Below are 13,552 nucleotides of genomic sequence, written 5' to 3' on the forward strand. Positions count from 1 at the left end.
CACCGCTTTCGCGAGCAAGCCCGCTCCCACATTTGGACCGCGTGTATCAATTAAATGCCGCCGTTAACCCTTCAATTCCTTGAGATGTTTGTACACCGTCGCCCGCCCCATCCCCAGCACATTGGCCACATAGTTAGACGCGCTCTTGCCCTTGAACGCCCCCTCGGCATGCAACGCCAGCACCAACTCGCGCTTATGGTCGCGGGTGAGCAGGTTCAAACTCAGTTGCCGCTCGCGCAGCCAGGCATGCAAAAAGGTGTTGATACGCTCCTGCCAGTCATCGCGAAACAGCGAGTCCGGCTGCGGGATCAGCCTGCTTGGCGACAGGAACAAATCCAGCGCTGCCTTGGCGTTTTCGAACAATGAAATATTCAGGTTGATGCACAGCACCGCCAGGCGACGACCCTTGTGGTCGTGCAGCACCGTGCTCAGGCTGCGAATCTTCTGGCCGTCCCAGTTAAGCTTTTCGTACGGGCCGATATTCACCTCGCTCACGTCTTCAGTGAGCATGTCCTCCAGCGCCGAGTCATCGCCAATCGCGCGTTTGGACAGGTTGTTGGCGATGTAATCGACCTTTTGCGAGCGCAGATCGTGCAGCACCGCTTCGGCGTGGGGAAAGAACAGCGTGGCGATGGCGTCGGCCATCGCCCGGAAGTTCTGCATGACCTTGTCTTGTTCAGCGGTGTTCATCAATGGGGCTCCAGGCGGGCGGGGGAGAGCATACCAGCGTCGAGCCCAAACCGCGTCAGGGCCTCGGGCAAGGCCGCACCGCGCACCAGCGCCGCGCTGGCCTGGCCCATGGCCGGTGAGGTCTGGATGCCGTAGCCGCCTTGGGCCGCTACCCAGAACAGGCCGGGCACCTGAGGGTCGAAACCGCTGATCAAGTCACCGTCTTGCACAAAACTGCGCAGCCCGGCCCAGGTGCGGGTGGGGCGGCGGATGGTCAGGGTGGTGGCTTCTTCGATCTGGTAGATGCCCATGGCGATGTCCAGTTCTTCGGGTTGGATATCCTGGGGTAGCACCGGGTCGGCGTTGGCCGGCGAGCCAAGGAACATGCCGGCGTCGGGCTTCATGTAGAAGGACTCGTCCAACGCCACCAGCATCGGCCAGTGGTGGGTGTCGACGCCTTCGGGGCCGGCGAAGATAAACGCCGAGCGACGCTTGGGTTGCAGGCCGATGGGCGCAGCGCCGGCAAGTACGCCGATCTGGTCGGCCCAGGCGCCGGCGGCGTTGATGAGGAGGGGGGCGGTGTAGGTCTTGTCGCCGGATTTCACCTGCCATATACCGGCGGCATCACGGCTTAAACCCTGTACGGCGTGGTCGGTCAACACTTCGCCGCCGTTGCGCCGAATACCGCGCAGGTAGCCCTGGTGCAGGGCATCGGTGTCGATATCGCTGGCAGTGGGGTCGTACAGCGCGCCGTGGACTTTTTCGCGGCGTAGGATCGGCATTTTCGCGCAGGCCTCAATGGCACTGAGCAACTCCACCTGTGGCACGGTGGCCTTGGCGCTCAGGTATTGCGTGTTCAACTCGGTTTCATCACCGATGAAGTCCACGGTCATTTCACCCCGTGGCGTTAACAAGGGATGTTCACAGAACCCTTCTGGCGGGTGATCGAAAAACTCACGACTGGCCAGGGTCAACGCCCGTACCTGTGGGGTGCCATAGGCAGCGGTGTACAGCGCCGCCGACCGCCCGGTGGAGTGATAGCCGGGGTGGCTCTCGCGCTCCAGCACGATCACCTTGCCATGCTGCGACAACCAGAACCCCGTGGACGCGCCGGCAATGCCTGCGCCGATGATGATGAAGTCTGCGTGGCTCATAGCTGTCTCCAAAGGGCGTTGGCCAGTGCGATGTCTTCCAGGCCCAGGCCGATGGAGCGGAAGAATACGTGACGGTCATAAGTGGGGCGTTGTACGTGTTCGCTGAGCAGTTCGGGTAGGTCGCCGATGATGTGGCGCTTGTCCCAGCCGTGCTGCTCGGCGGCGATCAGCATCTCGCCCGCCGAGCCTGGGGTGGTCTGGCGATAGTCGCAGAACACCTGCATGGCGTTCAGCGAATGTGGGGGGACTTCGTGGGCGCGCGGGGCGTTGGTGCTGATGGACGTGATCAGTGCGGGCTTGCTCAAGCGAGCGGGGTCGATCACGGGACTGGCGGAAGAGGTGCACAGCAGGATCACATCGGCATCCATCAACGCAGCATCGCGGCTGTTGGCGATGACTAAACGCGGGTCCAGGCTCTTGAGTTGTGCGACGGCATCGGGCGCGGCAGTCGCCAGGCTCGGCGAATACAGGCTGATGTGCTGCCAATCCCGTAAGTTCTTCACATAGTGCAAGTGCGCCTGCGCCACCTTGCCGCTGCCGATGATCGCCAGGCGCTGCGCCGACAAGGGTGCCAGCGCATCGACTGCCAGTGCCGTGGTCGCAGCGGTGCGCGCGGTGGTCAACTCGGCGGCATCGCAGAGCAGCAGTGGCTGGCCGGTGCGCATCGACATCAGCAACGTCCACGCCGTCACCAGCGGGCCTTGCTCGCGCACGATGTAAGGCGAGGTCTTTACCCCGTAAACCCCGTCCTCGGCCAGCACCCCCAGGTAGTTGATAAAGTCCCCGGCACCGTGGGGAAACTCCACAAGCTGCTGCGCCGGCTGCACCGCAAGCCCGCCGGCCAGGTCACGAAACAGCTTGCGCAGGATCTGCGGCACATCGACCTGAGCCAGCAGTTCTCGGGCTTGGGCCTGGTTGATCAAGGGAGGAGGGCTGGACATAGGGTTGCTCCGATATTGAACTTATTTGTCCATTATGGACTTTTTGTTATTTAGGGCAACAGGCCTTGGGAAAACGAGTCGCCGTCTCGCATCGATGATCGCGAAAAAGTCTAGCGGCCTGTCAACGTTGACAGGTCACAGCATTTGGGCAATGCCGTAAATTCGCGATGACTCAGGGAGAGACCCCATGAAACCGCAAACCTTGCTCGCTGGCTTCGTCTTCATACTTTTATCTTCAATGACCTCTGCGCAGTCCCTTGCCTGGAATGACCCCGATATCAGCGATGGGGCATGTCAGCCCCCGCCAACCATTGCGTTTCCCACTCAAATTATCAATACGCTCAAAGGGCTACCTCAAGGCTTCAGGGTCTATTTGCCTTTTGGTAATTCGGCGTACTTTCGGTGGGTTTACCAGAAGGTCAACGGCGGAACACCCGCGACAGATTCAGCGCAACTCTTGGCCACAAAACCAAGGGTCACTTTCCCCAGCCTGTTTGCGATTTTTTCATTGGCCGAGGGCATGGTTGATGTGTACGGCCCTTTCCCCACCGGCAAGTGGTACAAGGTTCAAGCCATTCCCATTAATGTCACGGCCACCGACTTGATCGTCAATATCGTCGCCCCCAGCCCTGGCGCTGCACCTTTTGGATTTGGAGGTACCAATATTCCTTCACGATATGTGTGGGCTGATATCCTTGCAGCGGTCGAATGGCACTGTTTTGAAGGAGGCGTTCAAGTCTTTAACGTTATCTCATTGACGCCTGCTCTCACCCCCCAACAAATTTCATCTATTACGGGTTTTCTGGGAGGCTACGGCTTTCAACCCAAGAACTTCATGACCATGCCCTATGATTAGGTCACCCCACAAACCTGAACCCTTCTGACAATTTCTCTTTTAAGAACGTTACCAGCACACTCACCGACTTCGGCACATGGGGCGAATACGGCCGGATCAGGTAGATCTCATCGGCAAACGCGCCCTTGAGCGTCCAGCCCTTGAGCACCTGCACTAGCTTGCCGCTGGCCAGCGCGGCGTGGGCGCTGAAGTCCGGGAGCAGGGCGATGCCCAGGTGGTTGAGGGCCGAGTCGCGCAGGGCTTCGCTGTTGTTGGTGGCGAAGCTGCCGGAAATGGGCACGGTGAGGCGCTCGACGTTTTTGCTGCCGCGTTCGAAGGTCCAAGCGGGTTGGTCGGTGCCTCGTGGGTAGAACAGGCAGTTGTGGGCCGACAGGTCGCTGGGTTCACGGGGTTCGCCGTGGTGTTGCAGATATTCCTGGGTGGCGACCAGTACTGAGCCGGTGTCACACAGCTTCCATGCGACGTGGGTTTCCGGCACCTGGAAACCGTGGCGCACGGCCAGGTCGTAGCCTTCGGCGGCCAAGGAACTGAGGGCGTCCGACACGTCCAGTTGAATACGTACCTGCGGATAACGCTGCAAAAACTCCGACAGGTGCGGCACCAACTGCTGACGGGCGAACGCCACCGGTGCCGTCAGCCGTACCAGCCCACGGATCTCCCCGACCGAATCACGCACCGACGAGAAGCTGCGGGCGATCTGTTCATAGGCGCTGCGCACTTCGCGGGTCAGCGACAAGCCCGCATCGGTCAGCCGTACGCTGCGCGTGGTGCGGGTCACCAGTTGTGTGCCGGTGGCTTTTTCCAGGTCGCAAATGCGCTGGCTCACCGCTGACTTACTCACCCCCAAGCGTGCCGCGGCCGCTGTATAGGTGCCGTGTTCTTCCAGCACCGACAGCCAATGGATATGGGTCCACAGTCCCTCGATCTCGGCCTTTTCCATGATTTGATTGTTCGCATGTATGGACAATAAGTTCTGGATTCTGCTCTGGTTTGGAACAAAGCGAAAGCCTATCGTGTGTCCACTGCTTATCCACCTGGGATCGACTGCCATGACAACTACAATCGAGCACTACATCAACGACCAACGCGTGTCCCGCGATGATCGCTATCAGGACGTTTTCAACCCCGCCACTGGCGAAAAAACCGGCCGCGTGGCCCTGGCCAGCCGCAAGACCGTCGATGAAGCGGTTGCCGCTGCGCAAGCCGCCTTCGACGATTGGGCCGACACCCCGCCGATCCGCCGCGCCCGCGTGTTGTTCCAATACCTGCACCTGCTGCGTGAACGCAAAGACGACCTGGCGCGCATTATCGTGGCCGAACACGGCAAGGTCTTCACCGACGCCCAGGGCGAAGTGGACCGTGGCATCGACATTCTGGAATTCGCCTGCGGTATTCCCAACCTGCTCAAGGGCGAGCATTCCGACCAGGTTTCCCGTGGCATGGACAACTGGACCCTGCGCCAGCCGCTGGGTGTTGTAGCGGGCGTGACGCCGTTCAACTTCCCGGTGATGGTGCCGATGTGGATGTACCCGATCGCCATCGCGGCGGGCAACACCTTCATCCTCAAGCCAAGCCCGACCGACCCAAGCGCCTCGCTGTTCATGGCCGAACTGCTGCGTGAAGCGGGCCTGCCCAAAGGCGTGTTCAACGTGGTGCAGGGCGACAAGGAGTCGGTGGATGCGCTGATCGAACACCCCGACGTCAAGGCCCTGAGCTTCGTTGGCTCAACGCCGATTGCCCAATACATCTACGAAACCGGCGCCCGCAATGGCAAGCGCGTACAAGGCCTGGGCGGCGCAAAAAACCACATGGTGGTGATGCCCGACGCCGACATCGAAAAAACCGTGGATGCGCTGATGGGCGCCGCGTACGGCAGTGCCGGCGAACGCTGCATGGCCATCTCCGTGGCGGTGTTGGTGGGCGATGTGGGTGACAAAGTCATCGCCGCCCTGACCGAGCGCGCCAAGCAACTGCGCATCACCGATGGCCGCGATTTGAAAGCCGAAATGGGCCCGATCGTGTCCCGCGCCGCCCTGGAACGCATCAGCGGTTATATCGAACAAGGCGTGCAGGCCGGCGCCCAACTGCTGCTGGACGGTCGTGACTATGTGCCCACCGAAGCAGGCCTGGAAAACGGCTTCTGGCTCGGCGCGACGCTGTTCGACCACGTGACCCGCGAGATGAGCATCTACCGCGAAGAAATCTTCGGCCCAGTGCTGGCGTGTGTGCGCGTGAATGACTTTGGCGAAGCGATCAAGCTGGTCAACGACCATGAGTTCGGCAATGGCGTGAGCTGCTTCACCCGCGACGGCAACATCGCCCGCGAGTTCGCACGGCGCATCCAGGTGGGCATGGTCGGCATCAACGTACCGATCCCGGTGCCGATGGCGTGGCACGGTTTCGGCGGCTGGAAGAAGAGCCTGTTTGGCGACATGCATGCCTACGGCACTGAGGGTGTGCGATTCTACACCAAGCAGAAGTCGATCATGCAGCGCTGGTCGGAGAGCATTGAACAGGGCGCCGAGTTCGCCATGCCGGTTTCCAAATAACCAAAGCCTGTACGCGGTTCTACATGTGGTAGCGGGCGTGTGTGGGAGCGGGCTTGCTCGCGAAAGCGGTGGTTCAGTTGAAGTATCTGTAACTGACACCCCGCATTCGCGAGCAAGCCCGCTCCCACATTTTTTAACCCCTCTGCAGCAAATGCCCCAGCGCCCGGAGCGGGGCGCTTGCTCTACGGGGAGGAACTTGGCACGCTCACCCAGCGAGCGAACGCGGTCAAGTCAATTGCCTCGCCCATTGGAGAACGCTTTGAAAGCCATTATGGTTATCGCCTTATTGGGCACGTTGCTGGCCGGTTGTGCGCCGTCTTACTCGGTCTGGACGGGCGGTATGAACGCGTTCGTCGGTACGCGCTTCGATGCTCATCTGTATGACGATTGCAGTCGCGGCTGTGGCGATTCCTATTGGTCGCCTGTCAACAAGAACAAGGTCTATGACCAGGTTGTGAAGGAGGGCGACAGCCAGCGCTACTTCGTGACCTGGATCCGCGACTGTCGATACTCCGTGCTCGTCTCGGGTGAAGGCATCATCCAGTCGTGGCGCTATGAGACTGAAGACCGTAGCAGCTGTTACGTTTTTTAGTCGGTCTTTGTACGAACTTACAGCCACTCAATAACCAAACCTTTACGCGGTCAAATGTGGGAGCGAGCAAGCCCGCTCCCACATTGGATCACCGGTGTTCTTGCGGTTGATTCACCGCCGTCCGGTGCGCGTACTCACATCCACCCAAACCGCCACCACCAGAATGCTGCCCTTGACGATCATCTGCCAGTAGCTGTCCACATCCAGCATCGACATGCCATTGTCCAGGCTGGTAATCACCAACGCCCCCAGCAATGCCCCATACACCGTGCCCGAGCCGCCGCGCATCGAGGTGCCGCCGATGAAACACGCGGCGATGGCATCCAGTTCGCCCATGTTTCCCGCAGACGGCGAACCCGCCGCCAGGCGCGCAGTGTTAACCAGGCCAGCCAGCGCACACATCACACCCATGATGCCGAAGATCCACAACTTCACCGCCTGCACGTTGATGCCCGACAGCCGAGTGGCTTCCATGTTGCTGCCCACCGCGTACACGCGGCGGCCAAACACGGTCTGGCTGGTGACGTAGCTGAACACGCCCAGCAGAACCAGTAACAGCAGCACCGGCACGGGAATGCCGTCATAGCTGTTGAGGGTGGTGACGAACCCGGCCAATACCGCACCGATCACCCCAACCCGCACCAGATCACGTACCAGCGAGTGCGCCGCCAACCCATGCAGTGCGCGATTGCGACGTTGTTTCCAGGTGAGGAACAGCGTCAGCGCAAACAGCAAAACCCCCAGCCCCACACCCACCGAATGGGGTAAATACCCCTGGCCCACGTACACCAGCGACGGCGATACCGGCGCAATGGTGGTGCCTCCGGTAATCCCCAGCAGAATCCCGCGAAACGCCAACATGCCGCCCAAACCGACGATAAAAGAGGGGATGCGCAGATACGCCGTCATGTACCCGTTAGCCAAGCCGATCATCAACCCGCACAGCGCCACCAGGCTCAGGTTGGCCAGCAAGGGGATGTGATAAACCACATCCAGAATCGCCGCCAACCCGCCCAATAGCCCCAGCAGCGAGCCCACCGATAAATCGATCTCGCCGCTGATGATCACCAGCACCATGCCGCACGCCAGAATCCCGGTGATCGACATCTGCCGCAGCAAGTTGGACAGGTTGCGAGGGGTAAGAAACCCCCCCTCGGTCTGCCAGCTGAAAAACACCCAGATCACCGCCACGGCGATCACCAGGGCGAGCATTTTGTAGCGGCTGAACAGCTGTTTGACCTGATTCATCTACGCGGATTTCCGATCATTATTGTTGTTGTTGTTTTGGCTGAGGGCAGCGGCGAGCACCTGTTCCTGGGTGAGCCCTTGGTTGATGAAGTCGCCGCGCAACTGGCCCTCGCCAATCACCAGCACGCGGTCGGACACCCCCAGCACTTCGGCCAGTTCCGAGGAGACCATGATGATCGCCACCCCTTCGGCCGCGAGTAAGCCCATCAGCTTGTAGATCTCATACTTGGCGCCCACGTCCACGCCGCGTGTGGGTTCGTCAAGGATCAGCACACGGGGCTTGGCCATGAGCATTTTCGCCAGCACGGCCTTTTGCTGATTGCCGCCAGACAGGCTGGTGATCGGCAAAAACGGGCTGGAGGTTTTCAGGTGCATGCGTGCGATCTGCTGGTCGATACTGCCCAGTTCGGCTTCGGCATTGATGCGGGTCAGGTTGGCGTAGGTATCGAGCACCGCCAGGGTGATGTTCTGGCCCACGCCAAAGTCGGGGATGATGCCCTGGCGCTTGCGGTCTTCGGGCACCATGCACAGCCCGGCGCGGATGGATTTGAGTGGCGTGCGGGTGTCGATCACCTGGCCGTCCAGCCATACCTGGGCGCTGTAGCGACCGGGGTAGGCGCCGAACAGTGCCGATACCAACTCGGTACGCCCGGCGCCCACAAGCCCTGCGATGCCAAGGATTTCGCCGCGTTTGAGCGAAAACGAAATATCGTCCACGCGCTTGCGCTTGGGGTTGTCCACGTCAAAACAGGTAACGTTGCGCGCCTCGAAAATCACCTCACCGATGTCGTGCGGCTCGGTGGGGTAGAGGTTGCTCATCTCGCGGCCGACCATCTGGGTAATGATCTGCCCAATGTCCATGTCCGCCATGGCCGTGGTCGCGATGTGCCTGCCATCGCGGATCACCGCGATGGTGTCGCACACGGCTGCCACTTCATCGAGCTTGTGGGAGATGTACACGCAGGCCACGCCCTTGGCTTTCAGGCCTCGGATGATGTCCAGCAGCACTTCGATTTCCGAGCGGGTCAGGGCCGAGGAGGGTTCATCCAGAATCAACAGGCGCGCCTGTTTGTTGAGGGCCTTGGCGATTTCCACCAATTGCTGGTAACCACCGCCGTACTGCGACACCGGCAGCGCCACGTTCATGTCCGGCACCTTGAGCTCGCGCATCAGGGCTTCGGCGCGGTGGAGCATGGCCGGGTAGTTCATGCGTCCACCCGGCAAGGTCAGCTCGTGGCCCATAAAGATGTTTTCGGCCACCGAGAGGTCGGGCACCAGGGTCAGTTCCTGGTGGATGATCACGATGCCAGCGGCCTCGGTTTCGCTGATGGACTGGGCCTTGAGCGGCTGCCCGTCCCACAGGATTTCGCCCTCCCAGGTGCCGTGGGGATAGACCGCCGACAGCACCTTCATCAAGGTGGATTTGCCCGCACCGTTCTCGCCGCACAGGCCGACGCATTCCCCCGGCCGCACTTTAAGGTCGATGCCGTTCAGGGCGTTGACACCGCCAAAAGTTTTGACGATGCCGTTCATTTGCAGCAGGTAGTCGGACATGACCATGGCTCACACAAGGGGCTGACAACATTACTGTAGGCGTGCGCTTGCTCGCGAAGACCTCACAGGCACCGCGTTCATCAAGGAGGTACGCGTTACCGTTAACGTTTTTCGCGAGCAAGCTCGCTCCTACAGGCCAATCTGCTCTTTGGTGTAGAAGCCGTCTTTTTCCAGCAGGTCGATATTGGCCTTGGTCAACGGGGTGGGGGTAAGCAGGATGGTGTCGACCTTTTTGCTGCCGTTGTCGTACTGCGAGCTGTAGGCCGGTTTCTCGTTGCGGGCCAGTTGCACCGAGAGCTTGGCCGCTTCCGAGGCGATCAGCTTGAGGGGCTTGTACACGGTCATGGTCTGGGTGCCGTCGATCACGCGCTTGATGGCTGCCAGGTCGGCGTCTTGACCGGAGATCGGCACCTTGCCCGCCAGTTTCTGCGCGGCCAGGGCCTGGATCGCGCCGCCGGCGGTGGCGTCGTTGGAGGCGACGATGGCGTCGATCTTGTTGTCGTTTCGGGTCAGGGCATTTTCGACGATGCTCAGGGCTTCGGTGGGGTTCCACTCCTTGACCCACTGCTGGCCCACCACCTTGATATCGCCCTTGTCGATGGCCGGTTGCAGCACCTTCATCTGGCCTTCGCGCAGCACCTTGGCGTTGTTGTCGGTGGGCGCGCCGCCGAGCAGGAAGTAGTTGCCCTTGGGCGCTGCTTGCAGCACGCCGTTGGCCTGCATCTCGCCGACTTTTTCGTTATCGAAGGAGATGTACGCGTCGATATCTGCGTTGAGGATCAGGCGGTCGTAGGACACCACCTTGATCCCGGCTTTCTTGGCTTCGGCCACGGCGTTGGTGAGTACGGTGGCGTTGAACGGCACGATGACGATCACATCGACGCCACGGGAGATCAGGTTTTCGATCTGGGATATCTGCTTTTGCTCGTTGGCATCGGCCGATTGCACAAAGACCTTGGCGTCGAGTTTTTCGGCGGCGGCGACGAAGTAGTCACGGTCGCGGGACCAGCGTTCCAGGCGCAGGTCGTCGATGGAGAAGCCGATTTTCGGGTGGGCCGAGTCGGCCATCACCGGCAGGGCGAACAGGGCCAGGGCAGTGGCGATGAGGGTGCGTTTCATGGTTATGCGTCCTTTTATTGTTGTTGGAAAGACACAGCGTAGTGCGAATACCTGTAGGAGCGAGCTTGCTCGCGAAAAACCTGAGCGCGCCGCAGCTATCCTGGATGCCCGCGTTATCGTTGACGATTTTCGCGAGCAAGCTCGCTCCTACAGGTGGCGCGTCAGGTGTAGATAAACCGATTGACGATCCCTTCCAGCATCTCCTGGCGACCGCTGACGGCTTGGGGATTCAACTCATTGGCAAACGCATGCTCAGCCAGCGACTCCAGGCTGAACTCGCCTGCCAATACCGCCTGGCCCAGCGGCTGCTGCCAACCGGCATAACGCTGGTCCTTGAACTGTTGCAGCCGATCGTTCTGCACCATGGCCGCTGCGCGTTCGAGGGCCAGGGCCAGTACGTCCATCGCCTCTACGTGGCCGTGGAACAGGTCGACTTCATCCAGGCTCTGGCGACGGACCTTGGAGTCAAAGTTATAGCCGCCATTCTTGAACCCGCCAGCCTTGAGGATTTCATAGGTGGCCAGCGTCATCTCCTCGACGCTGTTGGGGAACTGGTCGGTGTCCCAGCCGTTTTGCGGGTCGCCCCGGTTGGCGTCGATGCTGCCGAAGATCCCCAGGGACACGGCGGTGGCAATTTCATGATGAAAACTGTGTCCGGCCAGGGTGGCGTGGTTGGCCTCGATATTCACCTTGATCTCGTGCTCCAGGCCGTACTCATGCAGGAAGCCGAACACCGTGGCGCTGTCGTAATCGTATTGGTGCTTGGTGGGTTCCTGGGGCTTGGGCTCGATCAGCAGGTCGCCTTTAAAGCCGATCTTGTGCTTGTGCTCCACCACCATGCGCATAAAGCGCCCGAGCTGCTCGCGCTCGCGCTTGAGGTCGGTGTTGAGCAGGGTTTCGTAACCCTCGCGACCGCCCCACAGCACGTAGTTCGAACCCTTGAGGCGCAGCGTGGCGTTCATCGCGCTGAACACCTGTGCGGCCGCCACGGCAAACACTTGCGGGTCTGGATTACTGGCGGCACCAGCGGCAAAGCGCGGGTTGCTGAAGCAATTGGCGGTGCCCCACAGCAGCTTGATGCCGGTCTGTTCCTGGTGGCGCTCCAGGTGGTCGACCATCTGCGCAAAGTGGTTGCGGTACTCCTTGAGCGAGCTGCCCTCGGGGGCCACATCGGTGTCATGAAAGCTGTAGTAGTCAATGCCCAGCTTGGAGAAAAACTCAAAGGCTGCATCCGCCTTGCCGATGGCCACTTCCATGGGGTCGCCACTGCGCTGCCACGGGCGCTTGAAGGTGCCCACGCCGAACATATCCGCCCCCGGCCACACAAAGGTGTGCCAATAACAGGCTGCCATGCGCAGGTGCTCACGCATGGGTTTGCCGAGGATGAGCTTGTTGGCGTCGTAATGGCGAAAGGCGAGGGGGGAGTCGCTGTTGGGGCCTTCGAAGCGAACCTTCTCGACACCTGGGAAGTACGGCATGGCGTTTTCCTTATTGTTCTTGGCGGTGTCTGGATACTAGCAACGGGGTTGGGGCCTGAAATTATGAAAATCACCAACGGGTGGTGCGATTTTGAGTGGCGGGGGCTAGTCTGTGACGACCGGCCACAGGATAAAAACAATGAAAACCCTACCGCCCGTACACCGCATTGCCCTGCTGTTCAACGGCAGCAAGATCTACGACCGTGGCATCATTGCCGGTATCGGCAATTACCTGAGCAGCACCCGCGCATCCTGGGATTTGTTCCTGGAAGAAGACTTTTTATGCCGCCTCAAGGGTATTGAACGCTGGCAGGGCGACGGCATTATTGCCGACTTCGATGACCCGCTGATTGGCGAGGCGTTGGCCGGGAGCAAGGTGCCGGTGGTGGCGGTGGGCGGCTCATATGCAGATGCCCGGGCGTATCCGAAGGGCATTCCCTATGTGGCGACCGATAACCATGCCTTGATGAAGCTGGCGTATGAGCACCTGATCGAGGCGGGGTTGACCCGCTTTGCGTGTTTCAGCCTGCCCGAAGCCCAGGCCAACCGCTGGGCGCAGGAGCGTGAGAAGGCCTTTGGCAGTTTGATGCAACGCGATGGTTTGCACGGGGAGGTCTATCGCGGCCTGGGCACCAGCGCGCCGCTGTGGGACAGCGCCGTGGAGCAACAGATCGCCTGGCTGCAAAGCCTGCCCAAGCCCATCGGCATCATCGCGGTCACCGACGCCCGCGCCCGGCAGTTGCTGCAAGCCTGTCTCACGGCGGGGATCGCCGTACCCGAAGAAGTGGCGCTGATCGGCATCGACAACGACCCGCTGACCCGCACCCTCACGCGGGTGCCGCTCAGTTCGGTGATCCAGGGCACCGAAACCATGGGCCGCACCGCCGCCGCGCTGTTGCACCAGATGCTGCATGGCAAGCCTTGCGCCGGTGAGCAGATCCTGGTGCCGCCGGATGCGATCAACGTGCAGGCGTCCAGCCTTCATCAACCTTTGGGCAACCCCTATGTGATGCAGGCGCTGCTGTTTATCCGCCAGTACGCTTGCCAGGGCATCAAGACCGCCCAGGTCGCGGCTTATGTGGGGGTGTCGCGTTCGTCGTTGGAGGCACACTTTCGCAAGGTGCGCGGTTGCAGCGTGCATGACGAGATCCTGCGGTTCAAACTCGCCAGCGCCGCCAAGGGCCTGGAGGGCAACCGCCTGGCGATTGCCGATATCGCCCAGCAGTGTGGCTTCACGTCGGCGCAGTACCTGCACACGGTGTTCCGTCGCGAGTTCGGCTGTACGCCAAGACAATACCAGCAGGGCCGTTAGAATCTTTGCAACCTGGGCCCATTCGCCGCTGGACTTGCACCGCACAGACTAGGGAGAATGGTTTTTTGTGGCGTAAATGG

General features: G+C 60.7%; 12 protein-coding genes. 4 read left to right on the forward strand and 8 right to left on the reverse strand.

Annotated elements, in window-relative coordinates; translation table 11 throughout:
• Positions 1-63: 63 nt before the first annotated feature.
• From DYL59_RS28500 to DYL59_RS28510, 3 genes are read right to left on the reverse strand one after another with little or no spacing between them, the layout of a single operon-like run.
• Positions 64-690 (reverse strand): helix-turn-helix transcriptional regulator, encoded by a 627-nt coding sequence (locus DYL59_RS28500; protein ID WP_135292139.1) that lies wholly within the window; start codon positions 688-690, stop codon positions 64-66.
• Positions 690-1,823, reverse strand: a complete 1,134-nt coding sequence (locus DYL59_RS28505; protein ID WP_135292140.1) for an NAD(P)/FAD-dependent oxidoreductase — start codon at positions 1,821-1,823, stop codon at positions 690-692. The genes DYL59_RS28500 and DYL59_RS28505 overlap by 1 nt, the downstream gene beginning before the upstream one ends.
• Positions 1,820-2,764, reverse strand: coding sequence for an ornithine cyclodeaminase family protein (locus DYL59_RS28510; RefSeq protein WP_135292141.1), 945 nt, complete (start codon positions 2,762-2,764; stop codon positions 1,820-1,822). Before DYL59_RS28510 ends, DYL59_RS28505 begins: the two co-directional genes overlap by 4 nt.
• 187 nt (positions 2,765-2,951) lie before the next feature.
• On the opposite strand from DYL59_RS28510, the gene DYL59_RS28515 reads away from it, so the two are divergent.
• Positions 2,952-3,620, forward strand: a complete 669-nt coding sequence (locus tag DYL59_RS28515; protein ID WP_135292142.1) for a hypothetical protein — start codon at positions 2,952-2,954, stop codon at positions 3,618-3,620.
• 1 nt (position 3,621) lies between these two features.
• On the opposite strand, the gene DYL59_RS28520 is transcribed toward DYL59_RS28515, so the two are convergent.
• On the reverse strand, positions 3,622-4,560 hold the full coding sequence (locus tag DYL59_RS28520) for a LysR family transcriptional regulator (RefSeq protein WP_135292143.1): 939 nt from the start codon (positions 4,558-4,560) through the stop codon (positions 3,622-3,624).
• Positions 4,561-4,669: 109 nt separating this feature from the next.
• On the opposite strand from DYL59_RS28520, the gene DYL59_RS28525 reads away from it, so the two are divergent.
• A complete protein-coding gene (locus DYL59_RS28525; RefSeq protein ID WP_135292144.1) occupies positions 4,670-6,169 on the forward strand; it encodes a CoA-acylating methylmalonate-semialdehyde dehydrogenase in 1,500 nt (499 codons plus the stop codon).
• A 259-nt stretch (positions 6,170-6,428) separates the two neighbouring features.
• Positions 6,429-6,761, forward strand: a complete 333-nt coding sequence (locus tag DYL59_RS28530; RefSeq protein ID WP_238340776.1) for a hypothetical protein — start codon at positions 6,429-6,431, stop codon at positions 6,759-6,761.
• A gap of 111 nt (positions 6,762-6,872) precedes the next feature.
• On the opposite strand, the gene DYL59_RS28535 is transcribed toward DYL59_RS28530, so the two are convergent.
• The 4 genes from DYL59_RS28535 to xylA form a co-directional block, all read right to left on the reverse strand.
• The gene (locus DYL59_RS28535; protein WP_135292145.1) at positions 6,873-8,009 is read right to left on the reverse strand and encodes a sugar ABC transporter permease; all 1,137 of its coding nucleotides are present in this window, start codon (positions 8,007-8,009) and stop codon (positions 6,873-6,875) included.
• A complete protein-coding gene (gene xylG, locus DYL59_RS28540) occupies positions 8,010-9,563 on the reverse strand; it encodes a D-xylose ABC transporter ATP-binding protein (protein ID WP_135292146.1) in 1,554 nt (517 codons plus the stop codon).
• Positions 9,564-9,692: 129 nt separating this feature from the next.
• Complete coding sequence (gene xylF, locus DYL59_RS28545) at positions 9,693-10,682, reverse strand: D-xylose ABC transporter substrate-binding protein (RefSeq protein ID WP_135292147.1); 990 nt, start codon at positions 10,680-10,682, stop codon at positions 9,693-9,695.
• 161 nt (positions 10,683-10,843) lie between these two features.
• Entirely contained in the window at positions 10,844-12,160 is a 1,317-nt protein-coding gene (gene xylA, locus DYL59_RS28550; RefSeq protein ID WP_135292148.1) for a xylose isomerase, read from the reverse strand.
• 139 nt (positions 12,161-12,299) lie between these two features.
• Here xylA and DYL59_RS28555 point away from each other — a divergent pair, with 139 nt between their 5' ends.
• Positions 12,300-13,472, forward strand: coding sequence for a XylR family transcriptional regulator (locus DYL59_RS28555; RefSeq protein WP_135292149.1), 1,173 nt, complete (start codon positions 12,300-12,302; stop codon positions 13,470-13,472).
• Positions 13,473-13,552 lie beyond the last annotated feature (80 nt).

The sequence above is a fragment of the Pseudomonas kairouanensis genome, from assembly GCF_004682055.1.
Taxonomy (GTDB): Bacteria; Pseudomonadota; Gammaproteobacteria; order Pseudomonadales; family Pseudomonadaceae; genus Aquipseudomonas; species Aquipseudomonas kairouanensis.

Excerpts from the sequence above, each read along its gene's own strand:
- DYL59_RS28500 (WP_135292139.1), bottom strand. The coding sequence starts at position 690 with ATGAACACCGCTGAACAAGACAAGGTCATGCAGAACTTCCGGGCGATG.
- DYL59_RS28505 (WP_135292140.1), bottom strand. The coding sequence starts at position 1,823 with ATGAGCCACGCAGACTTCATCATCATCGGCGCAGGCATTGCCGGCGCG.
- DYL59_RS28510 (WP_135292141.1), bottom strand. The coding sequence starts at position 2,764 with ATGTCCAGCCCTCCTCCCTTGATCAACCAGGCCCAAGCCCGAGAACTG.
- DYL59_RS28515 (WP_135292142.1), top strand. The coding sequence starts at position 2,952 with ATGAAACCGCAAACCTTGCTCGCTGGCTTCGTCTTCATACTTTTATCT.
- DYL59_RS28520 (WP_135292143.1), bottom strand. The coding sequence starts at position 4,560 with ATGGAAAAGGCCGAGATCGAGGGACTGTGGACCCATATCCATTGGCTG.
- DYL59_RS28525 (WP_135292144.1), top strand. The coding sequence starts at position 4,670 with ATGACAACTACAATCGAGCACTACATCAACGACCAACGCGTGTCCCGC.
- DYL59_RS28535 (WP_135292145.1), bottom strand. The coding sequence starts at position 8,009 with ATGAATCAGGTCAAACAGCTGTTCAGCCGCTACAAAATGCTCGCCCTG.
- xylG (WP_135292146.1), bottom strand. The coding sequence starts at position 9,563 with ATGTCCGACTACCTGCTGCAAATGAACGGCATCGTCAAAACTTTTGGC.
- xylF (WP_135292147.1), bottom strand. The coding sequence starts at position 10,682 with ATGAAACGCACCCTCATCGCCACTGCCCTGGCCCTGTTCGCCCTGCCG.
- xylA (WP_135292148.1), bottom strand. The coding sequence starts at position 12,160 with ATGCCGTACTTCCCAGGTGTCGAGAAGGTTCGCTTCGAAGGCCCCAAC.
- DYL59_RS28555 (WP_135292149.1), top strand. The coding sequence starts at position 12,300 with ATGAAAACCCTACCGCCCGTACACCGCATTGCCCTGCTGTTCAACGGC.